Genomic DNA, 12,056 nt, shown 5'->3' with positions numbered 1-12,056 from the left:
GAACAAACCATCCCGTGTCATCCCGGAAAGCCCGCAGGGCTTGTCCGGGACCCATACGCACCGATCCATCCGGCACGCCCCGCGCATCTGGGTCCCGCACTTTCGCGCTGCGCGCTCCATGCGGGATGACACGCCTGGGGTGACGCGGCCTCCCCCAGGCGCGCAGCGCCGATGTGGGGGAGGTGGCGCGGACCGAAGGTCCGTGCCGGAGGGGGATCGACGTCGTCGACACTCTTTCGGCCCTAGAACGAGGGTCAAGGTCCCCCTCAGGCGCTTCGCGCAGCTCCCCCAATGGGGGAGCAACAGTTCGTGCCGTTCGTGAGGTTCGGGGTTCCAAACCTTGCTTTGCCGCACCCCGCCCCCGCAGCAAAACGCCCTCCCCGGTCTCCCGGGGAGGGCGAAAATGCTGCACCCCATGCTGCGCAGCATGGAGTGCGGTAAGTCGTTGAAACGAAACTAGGCTTCGTTGCCGAAGATCACCGTGCCGGCCGCGGCGAACATGCCGCCGACGCCCTGGCAGACGCTGATCTTGGCGTCCTTCACCTGGGCCGCGGCGGTGCCGCGCATCTGCCGCACGCTCTCCTGCAGGGCGTACATCCCGTACATGCCCGAGTGCATGTAGGAGAGGCCGCCGCCGTTGGTGTTCATGGGCAGCTTGCCGCCGATGGCGGTGTTGCGCTCACGCACGAAGTCCTTGGCCTCGCCGGGCTTGCAGAAGCCCAGGTCCTCCAGGCCGTAGAGCGGCAGGTGGGCGAAGGCGTCGTAGATCATCAGGTGATCGACGTCGGCGTGCTTGATGCCGGCCTCGTCGAAGGCCTTCTTGCCCGAGACGCGGAAGGCCTTGGAGGTGTTGAAGTCCTCCATCTGGCTGACCATCGGCGTCTCGACGCTTTCCCCGGTGCCCAGCACGAAGACCGGCTTGTTGGGGAAGTCCTTGGCGCGGTCGGCGCTGGTGAGGATGAGCGCCCCGCCGCCGTCGGTGACCAGGCAGCACATCAGCATCCGGAACGGCCAGGCGATCATCGGCGAGTTCAGCACGTCGTCGACGGTGATCGGGTCCTTGAAGGACGAGCGCGGGTTCAGCGCCGCCCATTCCCGCTGGACCACGGCGACCATGGCCAGGTCCTCCTCGGTCACGCCGTAGGTCTTCATGTAGCGAAGCACCGGGATCGTGAACATGGTGGGGGGGCTGGTGACGCCGTAGGGCATCTCGAACTGGCCCATCAGCGAGCTGGCGTTGCGGCCGAAGCCGCCGGCGCCGACGCGCGAGCGCCCCGATTCCCCGTGGGTGATCAGGATGGTCTTGGCCAGGCCCTCATTGATGGCGGCCGCGGCGTGGCGGACGTGCAGCATGAAGGAGCAGCCGCCGACGCTGGTGCCGTCGGCATAGGTGGGCGTGATGCCGAGATACTGGGCCAGCTCCACGGGGCTGACGCCCGCGGTGGCGACGCCGTCGATGTCCGAGGGCTTCAGGCCCGCGTCCTTCATGGCGTTGAGGGCGGCGTCGGCGTGCAGGCCGATCACCGACATGTCCGGGATCTTGCCCATGCGGGTGGTTTCAGCGGCCCCGACGACCGCGACTGATTTCGGTTTCATGTGCGGTCTCAGCCCTTCGCCGGTTCGAACAGGGGAAGGGAAATGTCGTCGGTTTGCTTCTCGAACTTCACCTGGACCTTCATGTCCAGCTGCAGGGCTTCCGGCGTCTGCGGGCAGCCCACGATGTTGGTCATCAGGCGCGGACCCTCATCGAGCTCCACCACGGCGATGGAGTGCGGTTCGGTCCCCATGTCGGGGCGCGGCCGGTGGTTGATGACGTAGGAATAGAGGAAGCCCTTGCCGCTGGCGGCATAGACCTCGACGTCCCGCGAGCCGCACTTCGGGCAGAAGGGGCGCGGGGGGAAATAGCTGTGGGTGCATTCGGTGCAGCGCTGCAGACGCAGCTCGCCGTCCTTGCAACCCTCCCAGAAATGCCGGGTTTCCGGCGTGGGTTCGGGCAACATTCGAGCCATATGAAAAATCGTCCCCAATCAAATTCGATGAGTCTTGGCCCTCAAAACGAGGGCGGTGCAGCAAACCCGAGGTTGGCCCGCTTGTCGATTGGTAACGTAGCGGGAAGTAGGCTGCCAGGCCGTTCCCTCCCGCCCTCGAGGCCCATTCCGTGGAAGACCCCTTCGATCTCGCCCGCTTCGTCCAGGCCCAGGACCCGGTCATCGAGACGGTGCTGGCCGAGCTGAAGCAGGGCCGCAAGCTGACCCACTGGATGTGGTTCGTCTTCCCGCAGTTGGCCGGCCTGGGCCGCAGCCCGACCGCCGAGTTCTTCGCCATCTCCGGCCTGGCCGAGGCCCGCGCCTACCTGGCCCACCCGGTGCTGGGGCCCCGGCTGCTGGCCTGCACGCGGCGGGTCCTGGCGGTCGACGGCCGCTCGGCCAGCCAGATCTTCGGCCAGCCCGACGACCTGAAGTTCCGCTCCTCCATGACCCTGTTCCTCAAGGCCAGCGAGGACGGCGAACCCTTCCGCACGGCGCTGGCCCGCTACTTCGGCGGCGCCCCGGACCCGGAGACCCTGCGCCTGCTCCTGCCTTCTCCGCCCGCGGGGAAGCAAATGTCCTGACCCGACCGCTCCGAAAGGCGGTAGACCGGTCGGATGCCTGGAAGCGTCATTGCGCAATACGGATGGACCGACCTGCTGGCCGAGGCCTTCGCGCCCCACGCCCTGGCCGGCCACACGCCGGCCCGCGTCATCGCCCAGCACCGCGACGGCTATCTGGTGGCCACCGACCAGGGCGAGCTGCGGGCCAACCTGTCGGGCCGCCTGCACCACGAGGCCCAGGAGGCCGACCCGCCGTCCGTCGGCGACTGGGTGGCGCTGGCGCTGAACCCCGCCGAGGGCGCGGCGGTCATCGAGGCGGTCCTGCCCCGGCGCACGGTGCTCACCCGCCGCGCCGCCGACAGCCTGGGCAAGCTGCAGGTCATCGCCGCCAATATCGACGTGGTCTTCGTCGTCAGCTCGATGAACGCCGACCTCAATCCGCGCCGGATCGAGCGCTATCTCGCCGCGGCCTGGCAGAGCGGGGCGCGGCCGGTGGTGGTCCTGACCAAGTCCGACCTCAGCGCCGACCCGGAAGGCGAGGCGGCGCAGATCGTCGCCCTGGCCGACGGCGCCCCGGTCCTGCGGGTCTCGGCGCGGGAGGGGCTGGGTCTCGAGGCCCTGCTGGCCCAGGTCGCCCCCGGTGAGGTCTGCGTGCTCATCGGCTCCTCCGGGGTCGGCAAGTCCACCCTGGTCAACGCCTTCCTGGGCGAGGCGCGCATGACCACCCAGGCCATCCGCGAGGCCGACGACCAGGGCCGCCACACCACCAGCAGCCGGCAGCTGGTCCTGCTGCCGGGCGGCGCCCTGCTGCTGGACACGCCGGGCATCCGCGAGGTGGGGCTGATCGACGCCGACGAGGGCATGAACGAGGCCTTCGACGACATCGAGCGCCTGGCCGCGGCGTGCCGGTTCAACGACTGCGGCCACAGCCACGAGCCCGGCTGCGCGATCCAGGCCGCCCTGCGGAGCGGCGCCCTGGACCCCGGCCGCTGGGCCAACTTCCAGAAGCTTGGCGTCGAGCTGGCGGCGGTGGAACAGAAGGCCGAGCGGATCGCCAAGGCAGCCGAGCGCCGCCAGTCCGCCGCCCTGTCGAAGACCTACCGCGCCACCCGGCGCGACCACCGGGGCGGCGCCGACTGATCCCGCTGTTTTTTCAGAATATCCGACCTGTGGCGCCCCGAACGGGGTAGGGAGGGGCCGTCCCAAGGAGATGCCCCATGCCCGCCTACACCATCGTCACCACCAGTGCGGCCCAAGGCAGCGACGCGGCCGAGATGAACACCCTGACCGACGACTTCGGAAGCGAAGCCGAGGCCGTGGGCTATTCGCGCCGCATGGCCGACGAGATGCTGGGCCTGGCCAGCCAACTCTCCCTCGACTTCGACTACAGCAATGTCGCCCTCTATGACGGCGACCTGCTGGACGAAGACCTCGACCCCGACCACCCCGCCCTCATCGGTGTCTGGGTCCTGGACGAGGACGGCTGCGCCTACGTCCCCGCCGACGAGTTCCGCGACCCGGTCACCGAACCCGCCTGATCTGGCGCTCCGAATTCCTCCCCCAGGCCGCAGGCCGTTTCGGGGGGAGGAATTTGAGGCCTACAGCAGCCTCTTCGGCGCCACGCCCTCCCAGGCGAGCCGCAGCAGCCGCGCGATCTCCGCCGGGTCGCACAGCTCATAGCGAACGAAGGTCCAGCCCTGGCGCGCCGCGCTCGCCACCCGCGCGCCCGCGCCGGACACCGGCTCGATGACCCCCGGCCGCGCCAGGACCAGGTTCGCCTGATCCTCCGGGTCGAGCTTGATCGTCACCCGGCCCGCCTCCCGCAGGATGGCGAAGGCCTTGCCGTTCACCCGATAAGACGGCGCGTCGAAGTGGTCGGTCTCCGTTGTTTCCGGAAGGCTGAGCGCGATGCGGCGGACCTCGTCACGGGTGGTCATCGGCCGTCTGCTCCGGTCAGCGCCCGGGGCGCTCCGAACCGCGCCTCGAAGCTCGCCAGGCCCGGCGCGCTGAAGGCCACCACCCGCGTCCCCTCAAGCCGCCGCGCCCAGCCCAGGTCGTAGATCCGGGTCAGCATCGCCGCCCCCAGGGACCCGGCCAGGTGGCTGCGGCGCTCGCTCCAGTCCAGGCAGGCCTTGCAGACCGGACGGCGGCCGCGCGGCAGGGCGTCGGTCTCGATCCCGAAGGCGCGCAGGAAGCCGGTGTCGGGGCCCAGGACCAGGGACCCCTCGCGGTCCTCGATGACGCCGCGGGTCAGCAGGCTGTCCAGCATGGTGACCGCCAGCTCGCCGGCCAGGTGGTCGTAGCAGACCCGCGCCCGGCGCAGGGCCGGCTCCTTGGGGCCGGGGCGGGTGCGCAGGTGGCCGCTGCGGGCGGCCAGGCCCGCCAGGCTCTCCAGCATCTCGGCCACCTCCCGGCTGGCCAGGGCGTAGTAGACACTGCGTGACTGCTTGACCCTCACAAGTAGGCCATCGTCGGTCAGCCGGGCGAGGTGCGAACTGGCGGTGGAGGCCGTGATTCCGGCCTCCCGGGCCAGTTCCCCGGCCGTCAGCGCCTGCCCGCCGACCAGCGCGGTCAACATGTTGGCCCGCGCCGGATCCCCCAGCAAGGCGCCGATCCGGGCGATGTCGGGACCGAGTTTCATAGGCCGAGCCTAGCCCTGAACCCCCACGACGACAATTCGACCCGGATCGAAGCATGCCCGCCGCCCGCCGGCCTATGAGGGGCCCTTATCTACCCTCCACGGAGACCGACACGTGACGATCACCTGCCACATCCGCTACGTCATCGACCCCTTCCAGCGCGAGGCCTTCGAGGCCTATGCGCGGAACTGGCTCACCATCATCCCGGCCTGCGGCGGCGACCTGCTGGGGTACTGGCTGCCGCACGAGGGGACCAACGACGTCGCCCACGCCCTGATTTCCTTCGACAATCTGGCCGCCTACGAGGCCTACCGCGCCCGCCTGCGCGCCGACCCCGCCGGCGCCGCCAACTTCGCTCTGGCCCAGGCGGGGCGGTTCATCCTGCGCGAGGAACGCACCTTCCTCGCCCCGGTGACCCCATGATCGCCGTCATCTTCGAGGTCCAGCCCCACCCGCAGACCCGCGAAACCTATCTCGGCCTAGCCGCCGACCTGAGGCCCCTGCTGGACGGCGTCGACGGCTTCCTCTCCATCGAACGCTTTGAAAGCCTTACGGAACCTGGGAAAATCCTCTCCCTCTCCTTCTGGCGCGACGAGGCGGCGGTGGCCCGGTGGCGCGCCCTGGAGGCCCACCGCGCGGCGCAGGACGCGGGCCGCGCCGGGGTCTTCGCCGGCTACCGGCTGCGGGTGGCCAGCGTGCTGCGCGACTATGGGATGGCCGACCGCGACCAGGCCCCCGCCGACTCCCGCGCCCGCCACGGCTGAGGGCCTCAGGCCGGGGCGCGGTCCTCCTTCAGCAGGACCACGACCCCCACCAGGGCCAGCAGGGCGAAGCCGCCGCCGGTCAGGAAGGTGGCCGGCGCGCCCCGCGCCGACCAGATCGCCCCGGCCAGCACGCTGGCCGCCAGCAGGGTCACCCCAGTGGCCAGGTTGAACAGGCCGAAGGCCGTGCCCCTCAGCCGGGCGGGGGCGGTGTCCGCCACCAGGGCCGCCAGCAGGCCCTGGGTCAGGCCCATGTGCAGCCCCCAGAGCGCCACCCCGGCCACCACGCCGGCGATGCTCCCCACCCAGGCCAGGACCAGGTCGGCGGCGATCAGGACCGCGGTGCCGAGCACCAGCAGGCCCTTGCGCCCGAGCCGGTCCGACAGGCTGCCGGCCGGCGCCGAGACCAGGGCGTAGACCACGTTCATGGCGATCAGCACGAAGGGGATCAGGCTCAGGGGAATGCCGGCGTCGGCGCCCCGCAGGACCAGGAAGGCCTCGCTGAACCGCGCCATGGTGAACAGCACCCCCACCGCCACCGCCAGCCAGAAGGGGGCGCCGATGGCCCGGACCTCCGCCCAGCGGATCGGCGCCCTGGCGGCGTGCGGGACCTGGCTGGCCGGCGGCTCCTCCACCCCCAGCACCAGCAGCAGGACGGCGATGGCCGCCGGGATGACCGCGTAGCCGAACACCGCGCGCATGTCGTCGTTGAGCAGGGCCATCAGCCCCACGGCGATCAGCGGACCGACGAAGGCGCCCACCGTGTCCAGGGACTGCCGCAGGCCGAAGGCCGCGCCGCGCAGCTCCTTCGGCGTCACGTCCGCCACCAGGGCGTCCCGGGGCGCGCCGCGAATTCCCTTGCCGATCCGATCGGCGAACCGGGCGCCCAGCACCTCGAAGGGCGTCACCGCCAGGGGGAAGATGGGCTTGGTGATGGCGCCCAGGCCATAGCCCAGCACCGCCAGCATCTTGCGCCGCCCCAGCCGGTCGCTGAGCCAGCCGGAGAACACCTTGGTGATGGAGGCCGTCGCCTCGGCGATCCCCTCGATCAGCCCCACCAGGGCCGGCGAGGCGCCGAGGCCCACCACCAGGAAGACCGGCAGCAGGCTGTGGATCATCTCCGAGGAGATATCCATGAACATGGACACGAACCCCAGGGCCCAGACCGTGCGCGGCACGCGTTTCAGGCTCATCTGCGACCGTGGCTCCGAGGTGCGCGCGGCCGGGCCGCGCCTTGCCGGGCAGAGAGGGCCGAAGGGGTGAGTCTTTCAAGGGCCGGCGTTGGCGCGGGGCGTTTAGGGTTTGCCTGAATTTTTGCCTGGCCCCATCGTCGCCTTGGTAGCCCGCGCACCAGAACGGGGGCCCGAAGGTGAGGATCGACCATGTATCTGCCCGACCACGCGCGCCGGACGCCCGACAAGCCCGCCATGATCTCGGCCGACACCGGCCAGGTGGTGACCTACGCCCAGCTCGACGAGCGCTCCAACCGCATGGCGCAGTTCCTGTACGCCCGGGGCCTGCGCCGGGGCGACCACATCGCCGTCCTGATGGAGAACAACCTGGCCTTCATGGACCCGGTTTGGGCGGGGTTCCGGTCGGGGCTCTATGTCACCACCATCAACCGCTACCTGCCGCCGGACGAGGCCGCCTACATCGTCGGCGACTGCGGGGCCAAGGCGCTGATCACCTCCTACGAGAAGCGCGAGACCGCCCAGGCCCTGCTGGACCTGATCCCCAACTGCCCGATCCGCCTGATGGTGGGCGGGACGATTCCCGGCTGGGAGTCCTACGAGGAGGCCCTGGCCGGCGGCTCGCCCGAGCCCCTGGCCCAGGAGTGGATGGGCGATTCCATGCTCTATTCGTCGGGCACCACCGGCCGGCCCAAGGGCATCCTGCGCCCCCTGCCGGAAATGTCGCCGGCCGAAGGCTTCGCCACCCGCCAGGCGGTCAACCGCTATGGCCTGACCGCCGACAGCGTCTATCTCTCGCCCGCCCCGCTCTATCACGCCGCGCCGCTGGCCTATGTGCTGAGCGTGCAGTCCTTCGGCGGCACGGTGGTGATGATGGAGCGCTTCGACGCCGAACAGGCCCTGGCGCTCATCGAGAAATACGGCGTCACCCACAGCCAGTGGGTGCCCACCATGTTCGTCCGCATGATGAAGCTTCCGGAGACGGCCCGCGCCCGCCACGACCTCTCCAGCCACCAGGTCGCCATCCACGCCGCCGCCCCCTGCCCGGTGGAGGTGAAGCGCCAGATGATCGAGTGGTGGGGGCCGATCCTCTACGAATACTACGCCGGCACCGAGGGCTCGGGCTCGACCTTCATCACCAGCGAGGACTGGCTGGAGCATCCCGGCTCGGTGGGACGCGCGGCGCTGGGCGTGCTGCACATCTGCGACGAGAACGGGAACGAACTGCCGGTGGGCGAGACCGGCCTGGTCTATTTCGAGCGCGAGACGCCGACCTTCGAGTACCACAACGACCCGGCCAAGACCGCCGACGCCCGCCACCCGCGGCACCCCAACTGGAACGCGCTCGGCGACGTCGGCTATCTCGATGAGGACGGTTATCTCTACCTCACCGACCGCAAGGCCTTCATGATCATCTCCGGCGGGGTGAACATCTATCCCCAGGCCATCGAGGACCTGCTGGTGACCCACCCCAAGGTGGCCGACGTGGCGGTGTTCGGCATTCCGCATCCGGAGATGGGCGAGGCGGTCAAGGCGGTGATCGAGCCGGCTCCCGGACACGCCCCCAGCGACGAGCTGGCGGAGGAGCTGCTGACCTACGCCAAGGAACGGCTGGCCCACTACATGGCGCCGCGCTCCATCGACTTCATCGCCGAGATGCCCCGCCTGCCCACCGGCAAGCTCTACAAGCGCGTCCTGCGCGACGCCTACTGGACCGACCGCAAGATCTGAGCCTCAGCCCTCCGCCACCGCCAGGCAGCGCTCGATCTCCGCCAGCAGGTCGGCGGCCACGATGGGCTTGCGCACCAGGCCGTCGAACTCGTGGGCCCAGGGCGCGCCCTCCAGGTCGGCGTCGGCGCTGAAGGCCAGGACGGGGACGCCCTGGTTGGGACCGGGCTGGGCCCGTAGCCGCCGCAGGGTGGCCGGGCCGTCCAGCCGGGGCATGCGGATGTCCATCAGGATGAGGTCGACAGCGTCGGCCTGGGCGAGCGCCAGGGCCTGCTCCCCGTCGCGGGCCTCCGAAACCTGGACGCCGAAGGACTCCAGCAGCAGGCGGGCGAGCTCGCGATTGACGTCGTTGTCGTCCACCACCAGCACCTTCAGGTCCTCGGCCGGCGCCGCCTCGGATACCGCCTCGGCCGGCCCCGCCAGGTCGGTGACCGGGGCCCAGAGGTGGACGTGGAACACCGAGCCCCGGCCCGGCGCGCTCTCGACGCTGACCCCGCCGCCCATGGCCTCGGCCAGGCCCTTGCAGATGGCCAGGCCCAGGCCGGTGCCGCCGTGCTTGCGGGTGGAGGCCGCGTCCACCTGGGAGAAGCGCTGGAACAGCCGGGCGATCTGCCCGGCGTCCATCCCCTCCCCGGTGTCTGCGACGAACAGGTGCAGCCGCTCGAGGTCGGGGGCGTAGGCCACTTTCAGCCGCACCGACCCCGCCTCGGTGAACTTCACCGCATTGCCGATCAGGTTGAACAGGATCTGCCGCAGCCGGTCGGGGTCCACCATCAGGTGATCGGGCAGCGCCCCGTCGGTCTCGAAGACCAGTTCCAGCCCCTTGGCCTCCGCCTGGGGGGAGAACAGGGCGAGCGCCTCCTCGGTGGTCTTGGCGATCGCCACCGGCTGCGGCGTGATCTCCACCTGGTCGGCCTCCAGCCGGGAGAAGTCGAGCACGTCGTTGACGATGGACAGCAGGGCCTGGCTGCCGGCCCGGATCCGCTCCAGGTGCTGGCGGCCCAGGGCGTCGAGGCCCGGACGCTGGGCCAGCAGGGAGGAGAAACCCAGGATGGCGGTGAGCGGGGTGCGGATCTCGTGGCTCATATTGGCCAGGAAGGCGGACTTCACCGCCGCCGCCGCCTCGGCGGCGTCGCGGGCGGCGCCCAGGTCGTCCTCCAGGGCCTTGCGGTCGGAGATGTCGCGGACCACGTCCTGGAAGCCCAGCAGGACGCCGGTCTGCGGATCGTGGATCGCCTTGGAGATCGCCTCCAGCCAGAGCAGGCTCCCGTCCTTGCGGTAGCCGCGATGCTGGTAGCGGATGGGCTCGGCGCCGGGCGGGGCGGCGGCGTAGACCTTGAACTCGGCCACCACGCGGGCCAGGTCGTCAGGGTGCAGGAAGGTGATGGTGCGCTGGCCCACCAGCTCCTCGGGCTCGTAGCCCATCCGCCGCACCGAGGGGGAGACGTAGCTCAGCACCCCGCGTGGATCGTAGCAGAGGATCATGTCGGTGGCGTTCTCGGCCAGCAGCCGGTAGCGCTCCTCGCTGCGGGCCAAGGCCTCTTCGGCCTCCCGGCGGGCGGTGACGTCGCGGGTGCAGTCCTGCAGCTCGATCAGCTCGCCGGTGTTCGGATCGCGCACGGCGATCGGGCAGGATTCGATCCAGATCTGCCGGCCGTCCTTGCGGATCGCCCGGTACTCAACCCGGGGCGGCGCCGCGCCGGGGCCGGCGGCGAGATAGGCGATGATGGACTTGCGCACCGCCTTCTGGTCGTCGGGATGGACCACCACCACCGACTCCTTGCCCAACAGTTCCTCGGGGCGGTAGCCGAACAGGGCCTCGGCCGAGGGTGAGACGAAGGTCAGGATCCCCTGGGCGTCGCAGCAGGACACCACGTCGGTGATCTGCTCGGTGATCAGACGGTACCGCACCTCGCTGAGGGCCAGGACGTCCTGGGTCGTCGCCAAACTCTCGCCTCCCTGGCCCGCCCGAGCCAGGCGAGTCGCGTCCGCGCCAGCTTGGCCTTTAAAGCGCGCGCCGCCACCACGCTAACCGAGTCCGCGGGCCGCTTTGCAGTCGAGGGTCGTGTTCGGGCCGCCGGTCAGGCGGCGGAACCTGCCGCCACCAGCCGCGCGACCGCCTCGGCGGCGGCTTCCTGGGCGGCGTCGGACAGGTCGCCCATGGCCACGGACCCAAGGCGGGCGCGGGTCTCCTTCTTGGCCGAGCGCCGGTAGGCCGGGTCGTAGTGCAGCTCGATCAGGGCCTGGGCCAGCTCGGCATAGGCCCGGTCGGCCACCAGCCGGCGCCAGTTCTCCAGCCGTTTCTGGCCGGGATAGGTGGGCAGGCGGTCGAAGGCCGCCTCCAGGTCGCTGGCCACCACCTCGCCATAGGTGGCCGCCAGATAGGCCGCCCGTTCGGCGGGCTCGGCGGTCAGCTCGATGCGCGGCGCGACCTCCATGGCCCGCCACAGGGTCGGGGGCACCATGCGGTCGCCGATCTTGCTGGACTCCGCCTCGGTCACCACCGGCCGCGTCGGGTCCAGGGCCAGGAGGGCGGCGAGCAGCCGGCTCTCGAACATCTTCTGGCTGGGCTGGGTCTGGCCGTGGAAACCGCCGAACAGCGAGCCGCGGTGCTCGGCCAGGCCCTCCAGGTCCAGGACCTGCAGGCCGCGCCGCGCCAGCCGGCCCAGCATTTCGGTCTTCCCCGACCCCGTGCCGCCGTCCAGCAGCACCAGCCGCCAGGCCGGATCGGCGTCATAGAGCTGCTCGCTCACCCAGCGCCGATAGGTGCGGTAGCCGCCGGTGAGCACCGTGGTCCGCCAACCGATCTGCGACAGGATGGTGGCCATGCCGTTGGAGCGGCTGCCGCCCCGCCAGCAATAGATCAGCGGCCGGAACTCCGGTGGCTTGTCGGCCAGGGCGCCGCGCAGGTGGCGGGCGATATTGGCCGCCACATAGGCCGCCCCGATGCGGTTGGCCTTGAACCGGCTCTCCTGGACATAGATCGTGCCCACCTCCGCCCGCTCGGCGTCGTTGAGCACCGGCAGGTTGATGGCCCCCGGCACATGGTCCACGGCGAACTCTCCCGGACTGCGGACGTCGATGATCCCGTCATAGGTCGCCAGGGCGGCGGGATCGACGGCCTCGGTCACCAGGATGCGGGCCATGC

13 protein-coding genes are annotated in these 12,056 nt (G+C 70.6%); 6 read left to right on the top strand and 7 right to left on the bottom strand.

The features are described 5' to 3' along the window. Positions 1–456 precede the first annotated feature (456 nt). Positions 457–1,596, bottom strand: a complete 1,140-nt coding sequence (locus tag AC1RN5_RS00950) for a thiolase C-terminal domain-containing protein (protein ID WP_421933051.1) — start codon at positions 1,594–1,596, stop codon at positions 457–459. A gap of 8 nt (positions 1,597–1,604) precedes the next feature. Next, positions 1,605–2,009, bottom strand: coding sequence for a Zn-ribbon domain-containing OB-fold protein (locus tag AC1RN5_RS00945; RefSeq protein ID WP_304829655.1), 405 nt, complete (start codon positions 2,007–2,009; stop codon positions 1,605–1,607). Positions 2,010–2,158: 149 nt separating this feature from the next. Here AC1RN5_RS00945 and AC1RN5_RS00940 point away from each other — a divergent pair, with 149 nt between their 5' ends. The 3 genes from AC1RN5_RS00940 to AC1RN5_RS00930 all read left to right on the top strand — a co-directional run bounded on the left by AC1RN5_RS00940 (position 2,159) and on the right by AC1RN5_RS00930 (position 4,128). After that, entirely contained in the window at positions 2,159–2,611 is a 453-nt protein-coding gene (locus AC1RN5_RS00940; protein ID WP_493039419.1) for a DUF1810 domain-containing protein, read from the top strand. A 33-nt stretch (positions 2,612–2,644) separates the two neighbouring features. Further along, positions 2,645–3,730, top strand: a complete 1,086-nt coding sequence (rsgA, locus tag AC1RN5_RS00935) for a ribosome small subunit-dependent GTPase A (RefSeq protein ID WP_493039418.1) — start codon at positions 2,645–2,647, stop codon at positions 3,728–3,730. A gap of 77 nt (positions 3,731–3,807) precedes the next feature. Continuing rightward, positions 3,808–4,128 (top strand): hypothetical protein, encoded by a 321-nt coding sequence (locus AC1RN5_RS00930; RefSeq protein WP_493039417.1) that lies wholly within the window; start codon positions 3,808–3,810, stop codon positions 4,126–4,128. A 60-nt stretch (positions 4,129–4,188) separates the two neighbouring features. Here AC1RN5_RS00930 and AC1RN5_RS00925 read toward each other — a convergent pair whose 3' ends face one another. Together AC1RN5_RS00925 and AC1RN5_RS00920 are read right to left on the bottom strand one after the other, a co-directional pair. Next, positions 4,189–4,527, bottom strand: coding sequence for an MmcQ/YjbR family DNA-binding protein (locus AC1RN5_RS00925; RefSeq protein WP_493039416.1), 339 nt, complete (start codon positions 4,525–4,527; stop codon positions 4,189–4,191). Further along, positions 4,524–5,231, bottom strand: coding sequence for an ArsR/SmtB family transcription factor (locus AC1RN5_RS00920; RefSeq protein WP_493039415.1), 708 nt, complete (start codon positions 5,229–5,231; stop codon positions 4,524–4,526). The genes AC1RN5_RS00925 and AC1RN5_RS00920 overlap by 4 nt, the downstream gene beginning before the upstream one ends. A gap of 112 nt (positions 5,232–5,343) precedes the next feature. On the opposite strand from AC1RN5_RS00920, the gene AC1RN5_RS00915 reads away from it, so the two are divergent. Then, positions 5,344–5,652 (top strand): NIPSNAP family protein, encoded by a 309-nt coding sequence (locus AC1RN5_RS00915; RefSeq protein WP_493039414.1) that lies wholly within the window; start codon positions 5,344–5,346, stop codon positions 5,650–5,652. After that, positions 5,649–5,993, top strand: a complete 345-nt coding sequence (locus AC1RN5_RS00910) for an antibiotic biosynthesis monooxygenase family protein (protein WP_493039413.1) — start codon at positions 5,649–5,651, stop codon at positions 5,991–5,993. Before AC1RN5_RS00915 ends, AC1RN5_RS00910 begins: the two co-directional genes overlap by 4 nt. 5 nt (positions 5,994–5,998) lie before the next feature. Here the strand turns inward: AC1RN5_RS00910 and AC1RN5_RS00905 are convergent, their stop codons facing one another. Next, the gene (locus AC1RN5_RS00905) at positions 5,999–7,183 is read right to left on the bottom strand and encodes an MFS transporter (protein ID WP_493039412.1); all 1,185 of its coding nucleotides are present in this window, start codon (positions 7,181–7,183) and stop codon (positions 5,999–6,001) included. Positions 7,184–7,372: 189 nt separating this feature from the next. Here AC1RN5_RS00905 and AC1RN5_RS00900 point away from each other — a divergent pair, with 189 nt between their 5' ends. Beyond that, positions 7,373–8,911 carry an acyl-CoA synthetase gene (locus AC1RN5_RS00900; RefSeq protein ID WP_493039411.1) on the top strand — a complete coding sequence of 513 codons (1,539 nt, stop codon included), beginning with the start codon at positions 7,373–7,375 and terminating at the stop codon, positions 8,909–8,911. A 3-nt stretch (positions 8,912–8,914) separates the two neighbouring features. On the opposite strand, the gene AC1RN5_RS00895 is transcribed toward AC1RN5_RS00900, so the two are convergent. Both AC1RN5_RS00895 and mnmH read right to left on the bottom strand, forming a co-directional pair. Then, positions 8,915–10,855, bottom strand: coding sequence for a PAS domain S-box protein (locus tag AC1RN5_RS00895; protein ID WP_493039410.1), 1,941 nt, complete (start codon positions 10,853–10,855; stop codon positions 8,915–8,917). A gap of 134 nt (positions 10,856–10,989) precedes the next feature. Continuing rightward, positions 10,990–12,054, bottom strand: coding sequence for a tRNA 2-selenouridine(34) synthase MnmH (gene mnmH, locus AC1RN5_RS00890; RefSeq protein WP_493039409.1), 1,065 nt, complete (start codon positions 12,052–12,054; stop codon positions 10,990–10,992). Positions 12,055–12,056: the final 2 nt, after the last annotated feature.

The organism is Phenylobacterium sp. GW821-FHT12F10 (genome assembly GCF_058806695.1).
This window is presented reverse-complemented; position numbering and strand designations above follow the sequence as displayed.